At 65.6% G+C, this 17,085-nt stretch carries 17 protein-coding genes; 12 read left to right on the top strand and 5 right to left on the bottom strand.

The genetic code is table 11. The features are described from left to right. Positions 1–313: 313 nt before the first annotated feature. Positions 314–1,381 carry an aldo/keto reductase gene (locus CRM89_RS25510; protein ID WP_098086505.1) on the bottom strand — a complete coding sequence of 356 codons (1,068 nt, stop codon included), beginning with the start codon at positions 1,379–1,381 and terminating at the stop codon, positions 314–316. 150 nt (positions 1,382–1,531) lie between these two features. Here CRM89_RS25510 and CRM89_RS25505 point away from each other — a divergent pair, with 150 nt between their 5' ends. From CRM89_RS25505 to CRM89_RS25485, 5 genes are read left to right on the top strand one after another with little or no spacing between them, the layout of a single operon-like run. Beyond that, positions 1,532–2,275: a hypothetical protein gene (locus CRM89_RS25505; RefSeq protein WP_127516306.1), complete on the top strand. Its 744-nt coding sequence runs from the start codon at positions 1,532–1,534 to the stop codon at positions 2,273–2,275. Between the two features lie 2 nt (positions 2,276–2,277). Beyond that, positions 2,278–3,471: a DegT/DnrJ/EryC1/StrS aminotransferase family protein gene (locus CRM89_RS25500; RefSeq protein ID WP_098086503.1), complete on the top strand. Its 1,194-nt coding sequence runs from the start codon at positions 2,278–2,280 to the stop codon at positions 3,469–3,471. After that, entirely contained in the window at positions 3,437–4,573 is a 1,137-nt protein-coding gene (locus tag CRM89_RS25495) for a formyltransferase family protein (protein WP_098086502.1), read from the top strand. The genes CRM89_RS25500 and CRM89_RS25495 overlap by 35 nt, the downstream gene beginning before the upstream one ends. Continuing rightward, entirely contained in the window at positions 4,570–5,241 is a 672-nt protein-coding gene (locus CRM89_RS25490) for a hypothetical protein (RefSeq protein WP_098086501.1), read from the top strand. The genes CRM89_RS25495 and CRM89_RS25490 overlap by 4 nt, the downstream gene beginning before the upstream one ends. Then, the gene (locus tag CRM89_RS25485) at positions 5,241–6,065 is read left to right on the top strand and encodes an endonuclease/exonuclease/phosphatase family protein (RefSeq protein WP_098086500.1); all 825 of its coding nucleotides are present in this window, start codon (positions 5,241–5,243) and stop codon (positions 6,063–6,065) included. The genes CRM89_RS25490 and CRM89_RS25485 overlap by 1 nt, the downstream gene beginning before the upstream one ends. Before the next feature lie 14 nt (positions 6,066–6,079). Here the strand turns inward: CRM89_RS25485 and CRM89_RS25480 are convergent, their stop codons facing one another. Next, positions 6,080–6,679: an NUDIX hydrolase gene (locus tag CRM89_RS25480; protein ID WP_098086499.1), complete on the bottom strand. Its 600-nt coding sequence runs from the start codon at positions 6,677–6,679 to the stop codon at positions 6,080–6,082. A gap of 960 nt (positions 6,680–7,639) precedes the next feature. On the opposite strand from CRM89_RS25480, the gene CRM89_RS25475 reads away from it, so the two are divergent. Then, positions 7,640–8,200: a TetR/AcrR family transcriptional regulator gene (locus tag CRM89_RS25475; RefSeq protein ID WP_098086498.1), complete on the top strand. Its 561-nt coding sequence runs from the start codon at positions 7,640–7,642 to the stop codon at positions 8,198–8,200. Between the two features lie 42 nt (positions 8,201–8,242). On the opposite strand, the gene CRM89_RS25470 is transcribed toward CRM89_RS25475, so the two are convergent. Together CRM89_RS25470 and CRM89_RS25465 are read right to left on the bottom strand one after the other, a co-directional pair. Beyond that, positions 8,243–9,364: an alpha/beta hydrolase gene (locus CRM89_RS25470; RefSeq protein WP_098086497.1), complete on the bottom strand. Its 1,122-nt coding sequence runs from the start codon at positions 9,362–9,364 to the stop codon at positions 8,243–8,245. 15 nt (positions 9,365–9,379) lie between these two features. Next, the gene (locus tag CRM89_RS25465) at positions 9,380–9,805 is read right to left on the bottom strand and encodes a hypothetical protein (protein WP_127516305.1); all 426 of its coding nucleotides are present in this window, start codon (positions 9,803–9,805) and stop codon (positions 9,380–9,382) included. A 75-nt stretch (positions 9,806–9,880) separates the two neighbouring features. Between CRM89_RS25465 and CRM89_RS25460 the strand changes: the two genes are divergently transcribed. The 3 genes from CRM89_RS25460 (at position 9,881) to CRM89_RS25450 (ending at position 13,153) form a co-directional block, all read left to right on the top strand. Continuing rightward, positions 9,881–10,444 carry a helix-turn-helix transcriptional regulator gene (locus CRM89_RS25460; RefSeq protein ID WP_216641986.1) on the top strand — a complete coding sequence of 188 codons (564 nt, stop codon included), beginning with the start codon at positions 9,881–9,883 and terminating at the stop codon, positions 10,442–10,444. 103 nt (positions 10,445–10,547) lie between these two features. Next, complete coding sequence (locus tag CRM89_RS25455) at positions 10,548–11,861, top strand: hypothetical protein (RefSeq protein ID WP_228821911.1); 1,314 nt, start codon at positions 10,548–10,550, stop codon at positions 11,859–11,861. Positions 11,862–11,947: 86 nt separating this feature from the next. Then, the gene (locus tag CRM89_RS25450) at positions 11,948–13,153 is read left to right on the top strand and encodes a metallophosphoesterase (RefSeq protein WP_098087120.1); all 1,206 of its coding nucleotides are present in this window, start codon (positions 11,948–11,950) and stop codon (positions 13,151–13,153) included. 321 nt (positions 13,154–13,474) lie between these two features. Here the strand turns inward: CRM89_RS25450 and CRM89_RS25440 are convergent, their stop codons facing one another. Then, the gene (locus CRM89_RS25440; protein ID WP_098086494.1) at positions 13,475–14,149 is read right to left on the bottom strand and encodes a hemerythrin domain-containing protein; all 675 of its coding nucleotides are present in this window, start codon (positions 14,147–14,149) and stop codon (positions 13,475–13,477) included. Positions 14,150–14,410: 261 nt separating this feature from the next. On the opposite strand from CRM89_RS25440, the gene CRM89_RS25435 reads away from it, so the two are divergent. The 3 genes from CRM89_RS25435 to CRM89_RS25425 are packed head-to-tail and all read left to right on the top strand — an operon-like array spanning position 14,411 to position 17,063. Next, positions 14,411–15,115, top strand: a complete 705-nt coding sequence (locus CRM89_RS25435) for an ATP-binding protein (RefSeq protein ID WP_172964571.1) — start codon at positions 14,411–14,413, stop codon at positions 15,113–15,115. Then, a complete protein-coding gene (locus tag CRM89_RS32320; protein ID WP_098086492.1) occupies positions 15,090–15,593 on the top strand; it encodes a winged helix-turn-helix domain-containing protein in 504 nt (167 codons plus the stop codon). Before CRM89_RS25435 ends, CRM89_RS32320 begins: the two co-directional genes overlap by 26 nt. Positions 15,594–15,602: 9 nt before the next feature. Then, positions 15,603–17,063 (top strand): aminotransferase class I/II-fold pyridoxal phosphate-dependent enzyme, encoded by a 1,461-nt coding sequence (locus CRM89_RS25425; RefSeq protein WP_098086491.1) that lies wholly within the window; start codon positions 15,603–15,605, stop codon positions 17,061–17,063. Positions 17,064–17,085 lie beyond the last annotated feature (22 nt).

Genomic DNA, 17,085 nt, shown 5'->3' with positions numbered 1-17,085 from the left:
ATCGCGAGGCAAGCTGTCGGCCCGAAAGTTCTGCAGCCCACCATTGATGGTTGCGGGTTCTTCGTGCGATGACCAGCCGACGGTCCAAGCTCCCTGTGACGAAGACATTATCGAGAGTGAGGTCTGCATTTTCCGCGATCAACGCTCTGAGCGAATTAGGGTCGGTGTGGCCCTCTGCTGCCGAAGACAGCGTCGATATGTTTCGTTGCGGGACTTTCAACTCGTCCCAGAATTCGTCCAGCTCTGATGATGCAGGATTTCGCACAGCAGTCCCCCAAGTGAAGCAAAAATTTGCACGGCAGATGCCGAGTAGTCAGTCGCTGTCGGAGAAATAGGACGGCAACGCCTGTCGAAGCTTTTCCACCTCACAGGCGATGAAGTCGAGATCTTCCTCGTCGAGACATCGGGCAGATACCGTGGTGTTCAGCTCGGCCTGGCCGGCGTCGGTGAAGCCGATCAGCGTGGTGGAAGTCGGCACGGTTGTCTGGCAGTAGCCCAATGCCAGCGCCACCCTGTCGGGCGTCTTGGTGCCGAACCGGCCGCCGAGGGCCTCGAGAAATGGTGCGAACCGGGCGCGGTTGCCTGACCGGAACCAGGCCTTGCGGCTGCGGTGGTCGCCTGCGCCGTAGGTCCGGGGTCGCGCGCTGAGCAGCAGGCCCTGTGCCAGCGGCTTGTAGGTGAGAACCGCAGCACCGCGCGAAGTGACGTAGTCGACGATGCTGCCGGCCGGACCGGTCTCGATCGGCGTCAGAAGGTTGTGGCGGACTGTGACATAGTCCGGTCGAATGATGTCGAACGCCCGGATGAAGTCCGCGACTTTGTCCGACCGCGGCTCCGAGGTCCGTTCGGCAGCGAACCGATGTGGACCACGCATCCCGATGAGTCTCACCGCACCGGACTCCCGCAGGCGCCGGAATTGGGCCGCGGCAGGTTCTAGCCATTCAGTGCCGGTGCCGAAGTTGTTGTGATGGAACGAGTACAGGTCGACGTAGTCGGTTCCGAGCCGCTTGAGGCTCTCCCCGAACTGGTGGCGGATGTTTCGTGGGTCCAGTCCGTGCTCTCCGACCGAGTGCAGGTATCCCACTTTGTCGGCGATCAGGACCTCGGCACGGTCGACGCCTCGCAGGAAGTCGCCCAGCTGTGCCTCGGAGTGCCCCAGCCCATAAGCATCGGCCGTATCGAACAGCCGTGCTCCGTTGTCGAACGCTGCGCGAAGACCCTCGGCGACCTGCTCGTCGGAAATGCCCGACCAGCCCATCGCCATGCCCAGGTTTTCTGCGGGTCCGCCGATCGCCCAACACCCGACTCCGCGATCGGGTAGTCGCAGCTCGGCGGCAGCCGGCGCCGGACAGCCGGATGCGTGGTTCGACAGCTCTGCCATCACCTGAAACCCCCAAGGTGCGTCCCCTACGGCCCACCAAGTGCGCCGCCTCCGGGCATACACTTCACCGAAGCTCGCTGTGCGACAATGATTTTGATTTCAGTGATTTTGAGTCGATGACGCGCCGGGGGCCGGTCGTATCATCCGATCTTGAACGCACTGTTCTCGAACGCTGGGGGAAGCATGGGTAGTGGCAGGTTCATTGCGCTGGAAGGACTCGACGGTGCCGGCAAGACGACGTTGGCCCAGAGCCTCGCCGCACACAGGTATTCCGGCCAGCTGTCCGGCGAGACAGCAAGCGAAGGCCTGGTTTTCGTGTCGCGGCGCCAGCTCTCCGAAACCTCGTCGTTCGCCGGTCGGCTGATGGACCATGCCGCGACGATGCTGTGGGGCTGCGGGCACTCCACCGATCTGTCCGATCGGTTCTGGGTGAACCTGCAGGCGGCCTGGTTCACCGCCCATTCCGAGACCGTCATAGCGCCGCTGCTCGAGCGTGGCTGGGACGTGATCGTCGACGGCTGGATCTACAAGTTCTGGGGCAAGCTGCTCGAGCAGGGCTACGAGCGTGCCGAACTCGCCACTCTCTTCGCCGGCACCCGCACCCCCGACTCGGTAGTCCTGTTGGACATCGACATCGACGCCCTCTACCGCCGACGTTCCGAGTTCAGCCCGACCGAACTGGGAATGCATGCCGGCTACACAGACTTCGGGCTAGACACCTTCCGCGAGTATCAAGGGCGCGGCATGCGCAACCTACGTTCCTTCGCGCAGAACTCTCGGTGGCTGACACTTCCTGTTGCATCCGACGAGACGGTCGAGGTGACGAGCAGCCGTGTCTCACAACTGCTTTCCCGACATGCCCTTGCCAGTGCGACCTCTTCGATCGGAGACTGACCATGTCTGTGACGCCTGTCCCGACCACCGCGAACCGTGCCGCCATCGGTCAGGACTACGTATGGCCGATCGTGGATCACGCGCTTGAATCTCGTGTCTTGCAGCAACTGTCGTCATCTCTGTCGGATCGAGATGCCTCCGGCGTGATCGGTGAGTTCGAACGATCCTTCGCCGCGTTCGTCGGTACTCGCTACGCAGTCTCCTTCGCTTCAGGCACCGCGGCGCTACACGCCCTCACACGATGTGCTGGGCTGCAGCCCGGCGACGTGGTGATCGCCCCTGCCTACACCTTCTTCGCCACCGCCTCGCCCTTCGCCTACGAAGGGATCGAGGTCCGGTTTGCCGATGCCGATGCCTCGGGCAACCTCGACCCCGGCTCCCTCCCACGCCTGGTGGACGAGCGGACGAAGGCAGTGATCGTCACCCACATGTGGGGCATCCCGTGCCAGATGGCCGAGATCAAAGCGTTCTGCGACGAGCATGGCCTGCTCCTGTTCGAAGACTGCTCGCACGCGCACTTCGCGGCCCACGAAGGGCGCAGAGTCGGCACATGGGGTGACATCGCGGTCTTCAGCACGAACCAGAAGGCCATCACGACCGGTGAAGGCGGCGTACTTGTCACCGACAACGCCGAGTACAAGGACAAGGCGTTGCTGTTCGGGCACTACAACAAACGCTGCTTGCAGGAGGTCTCTCCTGACCACGAGGACTATCAGTTCGCCTTCACCGGGTACGGGCTCAAGCATCGCATCACGACTCTGGGCGCTGCCATCGGTGTCGACCAGCTCAGCAAGGCAGCCGCCATCGAGGCACGCCGCCGACAGGTCCTCCAACTGATCGCCGACGTCACCGCGACGATTCCGGCCGTCGACCTCCTCACACCACAGCATCCAGAGTCCGCGCACGGTCTCTACGTCATCGGCTTCCGCTACAACGCGGCCGCCTCCGATACCTCACGAGAGAATCTCGTGGCGGATCTGCAAGCTGCGGGAGGTCGGGAGTTCGACATTCCCGGCTCCACCAGGAGCATCGCCGACCAGCCTCTGTTCCGCGGTCAGACCAAGTCCGTGCCGCTCCGCGGTGTCGAAAAGTTCGCTGCCGAGTTCTTCAAGCTCAGCTTCATCGGCCACGACGATCACACCGTTGTCGAGAAGTATCTCGATGCTCTCAGCACTGTCGGTGCCCGGCGTGCCTAGCCTGCCACCCGCTCCCCCGGTCTTCGATTCCGCGGCGATCAGACGGCTGGAAGGGGCCGGGATCTTCCATCCCAGCCGCGATGTCCTGATCCCCGGCCCGGATCCGGAGACGATCCGCAGGTGGTCGGCCCTGCTGGGATCCTCGCGCACCCGCGAGTACGTGGCGTCCGATCTGCGTGCGACGAACACAGCCTTGAAACTTTCGGAGTTCTTGCAGTCATCGTCGCCACAGGAGCACGGCACAGCCACGCGGTCTCCGACTGCCGGAGATCATCTGTTGGCAGACCTCCTCTCGGAGAGAGTGAACGAGATCGAGGAAACGACTCGCCAGTGGTTGCGACATGCTGAACCACAGCCCGGCCGGTATATCGAGGCCCGACGGGGACTTCGATCGCGCGACTCTCGGCTCCGAATCGGGGTAGCCGGTCCGTCCGGCTCAGCTGGTGTGCAGCGACTACACGACCGGTTGGCACAATCGGGACCAGTCGGCCTGTTCGAGTTCACGCCAGCTCCTGCCTCGCCCGCAGACTCGCGCTACGCGGCTGCGTGGTACCCGGCCGAAGACAGCGAACCAGCGGTCCGAGTATCCCGTGCTGACTGGTCATCCGCTGACCGTGGCACCAGCCAAGCTTTGGGCGAGTGGATCACCGGGCAACAGTTGGACCTGTGCGTGCTTTCGGGCATGCCCCTGGTTCCCGAAGCCGTGGTCAGGGCGCCTCGCATCGGATGCGTGAACGCTCACAACGGCGCACTACCGAGATACCGTGGCATGGACGCTGTGGGATGGGCTCTGATCGAGCAGAACACGACCATCAGCTGTAGCGCTCAGATCATCACCACCGGTGTGGACATCGGAACCGTCATAGCCACAGCACCTATGTCGGTGTTCCCGCTGCAGACACTGCGGCGCCGCGTCCGCCAGGCCCAGGTCCAGGTCATCACAGATGCGGTGGACCAAGCTCCAAACCTCGACAACGCGCTGTGGAAGCACCGCATCGAAGGCGGAACTCTCTACTTTCGGCTTCATCACCGACTCCGCACCGCATTGGACCGCGCTGTACGCGATTCGCTCACTCAGCGCCGAGGAGGCGATACATCATGAGCCTGGACCACTACCGGGAACACCTCGACGCCGTGCGCTTAGTTGATTGGGCCTCCCCACCGGCGGTGCGGTCGGCAGTACAGCCCCTCTTCGACCTGGCGGTCGACGACAAGGATTTCCTGCGTGCTCTGCTGACGAACACCGAGCACGACCCACATCTGCAAGCGATGTGTGAACGCTACGATTTCATGGACAAAGTCGTCGCCTTCGACAGCGATGAAGGAGTCCGGATACGCTTCCATCTCTTCCGTCCAGGCTACTTCGACAGGCCGCACAACCACCGCTGGCCGTTCGGCTCGGTCGTTCTGGCCGGCGAGTATGTACACACCATCTTCGGGACCCCGGAACTCGCAGCGACGCCCGACAACGAACTGACTGTACTGTCGGAGAGCCTGCTGGCTGCCGGGACCGGCTACGTGATGAGCGCAGATGCAACACATTCGGTGGTCGCCAAGGCCGACACCGTTTCGTTCGTTGTGCGCGGCCCAGCCGTACGCGACCGGTTCCTGATACTCGACCGTGCTGCTGGACATTCGTTCCATGTATACGGAAACCAGTTCGAGTCCGAGCAGACCTCGGCCGCCAAGCGTATGGACCCCCAAGTCCTGCATGAGGTGATCCACAAGATCCGCACCCTCACTCACTCGGAAGGACACCGAAAGCTCTGATGGATCCGTTTCAAGGCTCCCTGTTCAGCGCCCTCGGCGATGCCCCGGACCCACCATCGCGAACAGCAACGTCGACCACCGTCAACCTGTTGGCCCTGAACGTGCAGTCACCGTCACCCCAGCGCGCTCTCCAGATCGCCGCTCGGCTGCGAGCCGACGCGCCCGATATCATCGTTTTGACCGAACTCAGAGCCGCGGCCGGATCGATTCAACTCGTCGAAGAACTCGAACTCGGTGGCTACTCGGTGACGCGGCCCGAGGGATGGCAACACGAGCGGTTTCACGTTGCCCTGGCCTCCCGAGAGGTCGAGCTGACACCAGTACCGATACCGCTGGGCCCCCGCGCCGCCGCGGCACGGATCTCTCTGGGCCAGCACACCATTACGCTCGTCGGAGCCTACGCGCCGACGAATGGCATGTCTGCCGAGAGCTCAGTCGAACGACAACGGTGGCAACGTGAAGCCATCGCGGCGTTCACCGAACTACGCAACGACCACCATCACCTGCTCGTCACCGGAGACCTCAACGTGATCGATCCGGTCCAGTCGAGCCACCTCAGCGCCTTCACAGCGCACGATCACCAGTTCTATCGCGCCTTCGCCAGCATCGGACTGTCGGATGTCTACGTGGCCAAGAACCCCGAACGAGGCGAATACAGTTGGTACAGCGATCGATTCGGCAACCAGCGCCTAGACCACGCATTCATAGACACCGAGCTGATCAGCATCGTCAGCGACAGTCGATACGACCACTCGTATCGACAGGACGGCCTCTCCGACCACTCGGGGTTGCTGCTGACCTTCGAACCGAAACCGACACATTGATCAGGCCCCGACGATTATTGATCGCCGCTGTATGAGGACGTGGCGCGCTGGAGCTTGGCCCGGAATCGAGCCATGTGGGGCTCGAAGCGATCCGGAACCCACGCTGTCGGGTCGTCGAGGGCAAACCAGCGCGCCTCATGGGCTTCACGACGATCTATGGTGACCGGCACCGAATCGTCTCCGGCAAGGACGAACCACAACGACACGTCGGTATGGCTGAACTCGCCTCGGGTCTTGGTAACGGTGACGAACAACGGGACATCGCCGAACCAGCGATGGAACCGGCAGTCGAGTCCCAGCTCTTCGCGCGCCTCACGCAGCGCTGTTACTCGCGGGTCTTCACCGTTATCCACGTGCCCACCGGGGAACAGCCACAGCCCAGCTTTGACATGGTCGACCAGCAACAGCGACCTGGAGGATTCATCGAAGAGCGCGAAGTAGACACACAGATGCTGCTCTGGTGTGGCAGGAGGCACGATCCGATACAGCTGGGCACCGGACCGAATCCAACGCAACACCTCCGCGCGGTCGTCGAGCTCACGCTCGTCGATTGGCCGTACCTGCGCTGTCAGTTCTTCCACGAGCAGACGTGCATCTTGCTGTGCAACGGTCACCGCGCATCCTTCAGGTTCTGAGTACCCGGGCGATCTTCGCGGAGCACACTACTCCAGTCGAATCAACATCTTGTGGCGCTCCAGTGTCGACGCGCCTGCTTGAGTCACGCAGGCGGAGAGGTTTGATGCTGTCCATGCGGCTGCAACCTCTGCGGGGCCAGCCGGCAGCCGCCGAGCCGGCCACAGCACCGGATCGAGACCTCGATCGCGGACAAGGACTACAACTATCCCAGCGCGTGAGAAGGGGATCACCTTCCGGCCGGCCTCCGGCCGTCGATCCCGCACTCCGAACGTGATCGCCTATTCAATGACGAGGAGTACCGCAGAAGCATCGGCCGACAGACCGTCAGATAGAATACTCATCCACAATGACCAGGCGTTTTCCGGTTGCCCATGTTTTGTGTGTCCTGCCGAGGGCACCAATTTGCGATGGCGTTTCTGCAGGCCATCGCCGCCTTTGTCGTTGCAAATCCGATTTCACCGGCGCACTTTCCCCGTTCGGCTGCGTCCGAACGGGGCTGACAGTCGGCCGATCGGCACTCCGTATACGGGCGTCCCGAGCCGGGCGGCTTCCGCACGTCGTGCTGGACCGGTCAGTCGACAAGGCCGACGACGCCGCGCACAGTGAACGGGCGCCCAAAACCGAGTAGTTCCGCCAGGATCAGCGTTCGGCTCGAGGCCGGCGAGCATCCACTTCTCTGCGGCGCGGCCGTGCTCGGCACCGGCGCCAACCTCGGCACCTCCGTGTGCCGAGGCCGACGCGGCTGTCTGGGGTCGGTTCATCGGCACCGGAGGCGTGACCGGGCCTGCGTCACTGCGCCCGCCCGAAGACGATGCGGGCACGCCGACGAGGACTATTTCGCGCCGGGGTGCACGGCGCGTCGTGACGTCTGCCGACTGCTTTCTCGAGGGACGACCAAGATAGGCTGGTTCGCAGGACGCGATGAGTCAGGACTGCCGGTGCCGAGAAACAGACGCCCCCGCGATCGGGAGGAGAAGCGCGCCGAGATCGTCGCTGCCGCGCGGCGGTTGTTCACCGAACAGGGATACGACGCGGTCCCCGTGAGCAGAATCGCTCAGGACGCCGGGGTGGTGTCGAACACGCTGTACTGGTATTTCCGGGACAAGGACGCGGTGTTGACAGCGGTACTGGACGATGTCCTGGCCGACTCGATGGCCCGGTACGGCGAGGTCCTCGACAACGACATCGTCGACCGACTGGTATGGGTCGTCGCGGAGCTGGAGCAGGTGAGCCGGTTGGTGACCACCGTGCACGCTCGCGCGAAGGAGTCGGAGGCGGTTCGGGACTGGCACGAGCAGTTCCACGCGTTGGCCGAGGGCTTGTTCCGGGCAGATCTCGCCATGATCGGGCTTCCCGCGGACGAGTTGGACGCGATGACCTCGATCGGGGTGTTCGTGGTCGAGGGACTCCTGATGCATCCGGTCGACGACGAGGGCAAACGCGCGGTGATGGAAACGCTGATCCAGAGCGCCCGCGCAAGAGCGGTAGCCGCCCGCTGAGGTGATCAGCGGACGGCTACGCGAGCCGCGTGTCGTGCGGGTTCAGGTCGCGGCGGGCACGGTGTCGGCGAATTGCTCTGCCAGGAAGTCGATCTGATCGCGGACGGCGTCTTCGAAGTAGGTGCCGATGTAGATGTCGAAGTGGTCGCAGGGGTAGGTCTTCACCCGGACATGTGCCAGGCCCCGCGCGCGGCGCTTGGTGGTTTCGGCGGGTGCGGCGGCGTCGTTGTCGCAGACGCACAGCAGGGTCGGCACGCCGGAGCGGGCCATGGCACGGCCGGGGCGGTACAGCGGTAGCCGCAACACCAAGCGGGCGGCCAGCGCATTGGCGGCGTCGAAGTCGTTGTCCGGGCCTCGGAGCACGCCCCAGATCGAGTCGCGGTCCACCTTCGTGACGGGCTCGCGGTCGTCGGCGATCGTCAGTTCGATGTTTTCCGACAGCCGCGCACGCACCGAGGGCAACCTCCGCAGGAGGGCGCTGGAGCGCCGGGAAAGCCGGGTGCCGGGCGGCAACAGCGCCGACGCGCCCGCGATGGCGTCGGGTGAGGCCACGAATGCGGGCATCCACGAGGTTCCGGCCATCGGCATGAGGATGGGCTTGCTACCGAGCCAGGAACGTGCGGTGTCGAGGATGCCCACGGCCATCAGCGCGACAGCGCTCAGCGGCCCGGTCCGCAGTCGTGAGATCAGCGAGGCCGGTCCGTCGGTGAAGGGACATTGCGCGACGATGGCCGCCACCTGCGGATTGCCGCTGCCGACCTGCAGGACATGTCCGCCACCGAATGAGGTGCCCCACAAGGCGATCCGGTCGACATCGACCTCGGGCAAGGTGCGCGCGAAGGCCACAGCGGCCCGCCAGTCCGCGAGTTGGCGACCGATGTCGAGAAGCTGGCGCGGCCGGCCGCCGCTGGCCCCGAGGTGGCGGTAGTCGAAGACCAGCACCGACCAGCCGTTCGCGGCGAACCGTTCGGCGAACGCCGCCAGGCGCATCTCCCGCACCGCGCCCAGCCCGTGCCCCATGATCACGATCGGTCGAGGCCCGGGCGCGCGGGGCGTGGTGTACAACCACGCCGCACACGGCACGCCGTCGGAGAGGAACTCCACATCGCGCCGCTGAACCGCCGCGGTGGCCGCACCTCGATCGATCGACTCGTCGGTCGCCATCCTTGATCCTTCCGCTCAGCGAACCCAGCGCTCTTGAACGTTGTCCAAGAACCGCGTGGCGACCACGGTAGGCACTTCTTGAACGCTAGTCAAGAAGGTGTCGCGTTCGGCGACCCCCGATTCTCGCCAGACCGCATCGGCCTGGAAGTCAGCGAGCGACGACGTCGCCGTCCGCCGGGAATACTCCGAGACCAAACCCGGCCAGTTGCTGGAAGTGCGACCGGAGGCGGATTTGTACCAACTCACACAACCCGCCCACGCCGAGCCGGCAAGGCGTCGCCGCATCTCGTCGTCGTAGCGCTGTTCGACCTCCGCGCGGATCTCCAGGACCCCACCCGGGTCTCGCGCCAACACCTCGACGGCTTGCCGGATGTAGCGGGCTTGCCGTTCCAGCATGTAGCTGATCGAGCCGGTGCCGAGGTTGGTGTTGGGGCGGTACATGAGGAACATCGTCGCGTTCGACCCGCACCTGCTCACCCAGCCGCTCCCCCGAGCCGATCCACGCACACTCGCCCGATGCGAAGAGTTAGTGCCGACGACTGGTCACCGCACGCCGACACCGCCACGGCATCGCCGCCCAGGTCAGAGACCTGCTCACAAACGTCGACCTGGACAACAGGTCCGGACGAGGTCGCCCGCGCCCTCCACCTCAGCACCCGAACCATGCGACGACGACTGGGCGAAGCAGGCACCAGCTATCAGATCCTGCGCGACGAGGTTCGCGAAACACTCGCCGAACAGATGCTCGGCACCGGCGCGCTCTCGGTACAAGACGTGGCCATCCGCCTCGGCTATGCCGAATCCGCGAGCTTCATCCACGCGTTCAAACACTGGAAGGGAGTGAGGCCCAGACAATCCCAGATCACTTCCCATGCCGCCTCCGCACCCACCAGCGAAAGGCACGCACCGTCCTCGTTGGAGATCCGCCCGTCGCGCACACCAACCAGGGGATCAGCGAGATCGCGCGAGCCGTCGAAAGCGGCGGCACCGAGCCGCCTTGTATACCGCGATACGAGCCCAGAGCACTTCTGGGACCCGTCAATCGATTGTCATGCGGCGCCAGGTAACACGGCAGCCTGACAGATCAGCGGCGTGAACATCCAACCGCGGAGCTGCTGAACGGAAGCCATGGGCTGTCGGTAGCCCCAGGCCATTTCATCCCGCACGACGAGACCGGCACACAATGGAAGCCGTCAAGACGATCGACCTCGAGGTGGTCGCCGCCAACCGCGGCGGACAGTCCGGTATGCACGGCTTCATTGCCGAGGTCGCCGAGGTCGGTATCGGCAACGCCCGAAGGCAGATCCTCGGCCACGAGGCCATCTACCAGTGGGTCGACGACAACGGACCCGTCGACCTGATGCGCGGAAGTGTCGAGATCCAGCAGAAGTTCGTCGCAGCGGGTGGCCGCTTTTCCTTGGGCGCGATCGCCGAGCACTTCCAGAAGTACCCCGAGTACGTGCGCAACGGTGGGAAGTACCAGATCCCCCGTGATCATTTCGAGGTGATCCAGCGGCTACGTGCTATGTCCCCCGAGGAAGCGAGCAAGCTACTGTCGCGCAGCGGCGACGGACCTTCCCTCCGAGACTGGCAGCGGGTCCAGGCGTTCTTCCGAGACGGGTCGGTCGGCTTCGAATCACTGGAACCCTCGATGCTCGAGTACGGCGACGTGCAGCGCGGTGCTTACACCGCGACCATGGCGGCCGAAAGAGACTCGCTCCGCGCCATGGACCGGTCCTTGCGCGAGGATGCCCACCAGCGCAGCCTGCCGACGCCGGGAGAAGGAGGCCGGGCCACACTCATGGCCGCAGCGACCGCGGGCGGCACCGCATTCGTGCTGGCCGTGGTCGCCAAACGCCGGGAAGGCAAGCGGCTGAACGAGTTCAGCGCCACCGACTGGATGCAGCTCGCCGGCGCGGCCGGCTCGAGTTTCGGCAAGGGCGGCGTCCGAGGAATGAGCATCTACGCGCTCACGAATTTCACCGCGACCTCCGCTGCGGTCGCCGGTTCGATCGTCACCACGTCCTTCAATATCGCGGAACAAGCGAACAAGCTCCGGCGAGGCCAGATCGACGAACTCGAGTTCATCGAGAACTCCGAGCTCATCGCCTTGGAGGCCGCAGTACGTGCGCTGTCCTCGCTCGTCGGCCAGGCCACCATCCCCATCCCGATCCTCGGCGCTGTCATCGGCACCGCCGTCGGCACTGTCATGTACAAGGCCGCGGCATCGTCGCTGACGAAGCGAGAGGCGGCGCTGATCGAGCGCTACCTCGACGAGCAGCGCACGCTCGACAAGGAACTCGCCGCGGAGCACCAGGCCCTCCTGGACAGCCTCGACCGGAGCATGTCGCGTTATCTCGGGTTGCTCGAACGGGCTTTCTCGCCTGACGTGCAGGTTGCGCTTGTCGGCTCGGTCGAGCTGGCGGTGGAAATCGGCGTGGCTTCGGACGAGATCCTGGATTCCGAGGAGAAGGTCGACGCCTTCTTCCTCGATTAGGGTGCCTCAGCCCATCCGCTACCAGCTGCGGCCTGCCGGAAACGCGTAGATTCGCGGGGGGCAGGAGACCTTCGGAAGGTGTGGGTGTGGGCAGAGTTGTGGCGTTGCTGGTGATCGCCGTGTTGGTCGCGATCCTCGGCCTGGCGCACTGGTATGTGTGGCGGCGGCTGGTTCGGGACACCACGGCGGCGGTGTCGGTCGGGCGGCGGGTCGGCACCGGTGTGATGGTGGTCGGCGGGGTGTTCCTGGTGGGCACGCTGGCGACGCGGGCGGACTTCGTGCCGTTCGCGGTGGTTCGGGTCGTGTCGACGGTCGGGTACCTGTGGGCGGCGGTGTTCGTGTACCTGTTGCTCGGGGTGCTCGTCGGGGAGGTCCTGCGGCCGGTGTTGGTGCGGTTGCCGTTCGGACGGGGCAGGGTCGAGCCTGCTGCACCCGCCCCTGAAGCGCCGAATCCATCCACAACCGTTCCCACCCTCTCCCGCCGCCTGTTCGTCAACCGCGCGCTGGCCGGTGCCACCGCGCTGGCGGCCGTCGCGACGGTGGCGGGCGGCACGCACAACGTCCTCAACGGCCCCGCCGTCAACCACGTGCGGATCCCCATCCGAAGGTTGTCGCCCGAAGCCGCCGGGTTCCGCATCACCCTGGTCAGTGACCTGCATCTGGGTCCGGTCCTCGACGCCGACTTCGCCCGCAAGGTGGTCGACACGGTCAACGGCACCGAACCGGATCTGATCGCCATCGCCGGTGACCTGGTCGACGGCACCGTGGCCGACCTGCGCACCTACACCGCCCCGATCGCGGACCTGCGCGCCCCGCAGGGTGTGTTCTTCTGTATGGGCAATCACGAGTACTACTCCGCGCCGGACGAGTGGATCGAGCACCTGCCGAGTCTCGGCGTGCGGGTGCTGCTCAATCAGCGGGCCGAGTTGCCGTGGTTCGACATCGCCGGTGTCGACGACATCGAGGGCGAAGCCTACGACCGCGGGCCCGATTTCGACGCCACGCTCGGCGGACGTGACCCGGCGCGGCCGTGCGTGCTGCTCGCGCACCAGCCGGTGCTGGTGCACGACGCCGTGGACTACGACGTCGACCTGGTCCTGTCCGGTCATACCCACGGCGGCCAGATCTTCCCGGGCAATCTCCTTGCCCGCCTGGCCAATCCGACGGTCGCCGGGCTGGAGCGCTACGGCGACACCCAGCTCTACGTCACGCGGGGCGCGGGCGCGTGGGGGCCGCCGGTGCGCGTCGCCGCCCCGTCCGACATCACCGTGCTGGAACTCGTCCCGGCCTGACGGCACGCTCAGCGGGGGTCGTCGTAGTCGGACGGCCACATTGGCGTGGGATTCACCGTGAGCGTCCCCATATTGCCGGGCTGGACAGCGCCTGGAAACTCGGCGCGGTATTCCGGGTACGCGGTGGCAGACCCTGCCGGGAAGCTCCGAACCAGCGGACTGGAGTTCGGCAGGACCGTGTCCCCGTGCGGCCCGGTCCTGCCGTCGGACATCGGCTGGATGAGCTGCCGAAACGCGCGCATGGATCGGTGGTGATCCCGCTACCTGCCATCCGAGGTTCGGCGTGCGTCACCGTCGTCGCGACGCTCCCGCCGATCGAGTTCACCAGATCGGATTCTGCCCGTAGATCTCCCGGTATTCCTTCCCGAACGCTCGACGCCCCAGCAACCGCCAGGCCAGCCGGGCGGGCAGCGGCATTTCGGCGAGGAACTTCGCGCGTTCGGCAGCTGTGGCGCCGAGGAGCATGAAGCCGAGGAAGACGAGTTGGCGGTCCTGGGGCATGTGGGCGCGGCCGCGCTCGCCGAGGGCTTCCCATTCCGGGACCGTCATGTACTGCTCGACCAGGGGCAGGATGTGCTGTTCTTCCTCGGCGAGGTGTTCGTCGAGGGCGGCGGCGAGGTCGCGCAGGACGGCCGCGAGGTCGTCGCGGACGGTGGGGTCGGCGGTGGCGGCGAATTCGGCGCCGGTGCGGTCGGCGCGCTTCATGAGGGTGGCGATGCGCTCGTGCTGGGATTCCATGCGCTGCACGAGGGCGGCGTCGGCGGGAGCGCGGTCGAGCAGGATCGGCCACATCAGTTCGTCCTCGCCGGTGTGGTGGTGGTGCAGGCCGCTGTCGAGTTCGTCGAGGAAGGCGATCAGGCGCCGGGCCCGGGCGGTGTCACCGGGGGCGACGGCGGCGACGAGGTCGGGCAGTGCGGTGAAGTGGGTGCGGAAGGCCTTGTGGACGACGACCATCTCGTAGGTGTCGGGACGGGCGGTGGCGGTGGTGGTGCTCATCGAACGGTTCTCCTGTCGGGGCTGGGATGCGCCGACGGTGGTGGAGGCCGCTTACGATGCTCTTAACGTCGCCTGGTGGCGGCCGACAGCATCCTCCGATGGAACCCGGCCGGTGGCGAGGCCGCAGCACCGCTTTTGCATCATTTATGACGCATGACATCCAGAGGTACTGTGCGGCGAGCGCTCGAGGTGGACGGTAGCCCGCACTGCGTCCCGTTCCCAGCGCACGAAATGCTCGCCCACGAAATCGACCGAGGGGCAGTGGACTTCGCGGCCATACCCGCTCGCGGCGCGACAGCGAGCGATCTGGACCCGGCGGAGCTCGACAGGTTTCGGCGCCTCAGTTCCGTGTCGGGGGCCGAACCGATCCTGTCCGAGCTCTCGGATCTCGAGATATGCCGTGCTCTCGGCGTGTGGCGGACTGCCGACGACGGCGTCGAGCGCCCGACCCTCGGCGCAGTCTTGCTGTTCGGCACCGAGGCCGCGATCAGCAGGCACGTGCCGAACCATGAGGTGGCCTTCCAGGTTTTCGACGGGTTGTCACTCGAGATCAACCACTTCACCAAGTCCCCACTGTTCAAGGCCGCTGAGGACGTTTTTCACCGCGTCTCGGTCTGGAATCGCGAGGAGGAGTTGCAATTCGGGATGCTGCGCATCGCACTGCCGGCCCTCCCCGCACAGGTTGCTCGCGAAGCGATCGCCAACGCCTTGGTACATCGCGACTACACCGCCGTGGGCCCCACTCGGGTCACGATCAGTGAGGACGCTTTCGAAGTCACTAGTCCGGGCGGGTTTCCGCCAGGAGTTCGGTTGGACAATCTCCTCACCATTTCTCAGCCCCGCAGCCCGATTCTCGCCGACGCCTTCCGTCGGGCAGGCGTTGTCGAGCGCAGTGGCCGCGGGGTGAGTTTGATGTTCATTCGGCAAGGCCGACATTGCCATGGCGCGGTTCGTCGCGCAGCGTGAGAACGACAGGGGCCGCCCGATGCGCCTTTTCGATCTGCAGGTCCTGCACGAGCTCCGCGCACAGAGCAAGTTGTCGGCGACGGAGATCGCGCACGAACTCAACCGAACGCTCGGTGAGACTCGTGCCGGGTTGAACAGGATGCTGGAAGAAGGACTGGTGGAGCAGCGCGGCACCGGGAGCCGACGGATCTACCACCTGTCCGCCGCCGTGTACCGAGCCATGGACAACTCTCATGCTTATGTGCGGATACGAGGAACCGAGTCGATCCAGCACGAGCAGATGGTGCTGCAGTATGTCGAATCATTCGGCCCCATCACCCGCGGGAAGGCTGCCGAACTCTGCTTGCTGACCCCCAGCAGGCGACGCGGCTGCTGGGCCGCATGGTCGACCGAGGAAAGCTCATACGGATCGGCGAGCGCAAGGCGACGGTGTACGACCTGCCGAACGCCGTCGGTTAGCGGGTGGGTCGCCGGGTAATTCCCGGGTATGGATCATTCGCGAGCTCCGCTGGTCGAGGCGTTGGAGGAGTATCACCGGCTCGGGCGGTACGGGTTCACGCCGCCGGGGCATCGGCAGGGGCGGGGGGCCGATGAGCGGGTGTTGGAGGTGATCGGGGCCGACGCGTTCCGGGCGGACGTGCTGGCCTCGGCGGGGTTGGACGATCGGCTCTCGCGGGGTGGGTATCTGTCGGACGCGGAGAAGTTGATGGCCGACGCGGTGGGGGCGGATACGGCGTTCTTCTCCACCTGCGGCAGTTCGCTGTCGGTGAAGGCGGCGATGATGGCGGTCGCGGGCGGGCAGGACGGCGGGCTGCTGGTGCCGCGCGACAGTCACAAGTCGATCGTGGCGGGGTTGATCTTCGCGGGAGTGCAGCCGCGGTGGATCACGCCGAGATGGGATGAGCAGCGGCACTTTTCGCATCCACCGTCGCCGGAGCAGGTGCGTGAGGCGTGGGAGCGGCACCCGGACGCGGCGGGGGCGTTGATCGTGAGCCCGAGCCCGTACGGGACGTGCGCGGACATCGAGGGCATCGCGAAGGTGTGTCACGAGCGGGGCAAACCGCTGATCGTGGACGAGGCGTGGGGCGCGCATCTGCCGTTCCATCCCGACCTGCCGACGTGGGCGATGGATGTGGGCGCGGATCTGTGCGTGGTGAGTGTGCACAAGATGGGCGCGGGCTTCGAGCAGGGGTCGGTGTTCCACCTGCAGGGTGACCTGGTGGATCCGGCCCGGTTGAGCGCGTGCGCGGACCTGCTGATGACGACCAGCCCGAACGTACTGGTCTACACGGCGCTGGACGGCTGGCGCAGGCAGATGGTCGAGCACGGGCGCGAACTGCTCGGCGAGGCGTTGCGGGTGGCGCGGCGGGCACGCACCGAGCTGGCGCAGATCCCGGGCATCGAGGTGATGGAGGACGAACTGCTCGGCGTGGAGGCCTCCCACGACCTGGACCGGTTGCAGGTGCTGATGGACATCTCCGGTACCGGCGCCACCGGCTACGAGGCCGCGGACTGGCTGCGCGAGAACCGCCGCATCGACGTCGGCCTCTCCGATCACCGGCGGATCCTCGCGACGCTGTCGTTGGCCGACGACGACGAGACGATCACCACGCTGGTGGACGCGGTGGCGGCTTGGCGGGAACAGCTGGCGGAGCCCGCGCCGCACCACATCCGGCTGCCCGAGCCGGACGAGCTGCAGCTGGAGTCGGTGATGCTGCCGCGGGACGCGTTCTTCGGCCGGGTCGAGACGGTGCCGATCGAGGAGGCACCGGGACGGATCTGCGCCGAACAGATCACGCCGTATCCGCCGGGGATTCCGGCGGCGCTGCCCGGCGAGCTGCTGAACCGGCCGGTGGTGGAGTATCTGCGCTCGGCGCACGAGGCGGGGATGAACATCCCCGACGCCGCCGATTCGGAGCTGAAAACCCTGCGCGTCGTGGCGAACTGAAGACTCTCGCCGGGGGCGTCGG

The sequence above is a fragment of the Nocardia sp. FDAARGOS_372 genome (assembly GCF_002554515.1).
Lineage (GTDB): Bacteria > Actinomycetota > Actinomycetes > Mycobacteriales > Mycobacteriaceae > Nocardia > Nocardia farcinica.
This window is presented reverse-complemented; position numbering and strand designations above follow the sequence as displayed.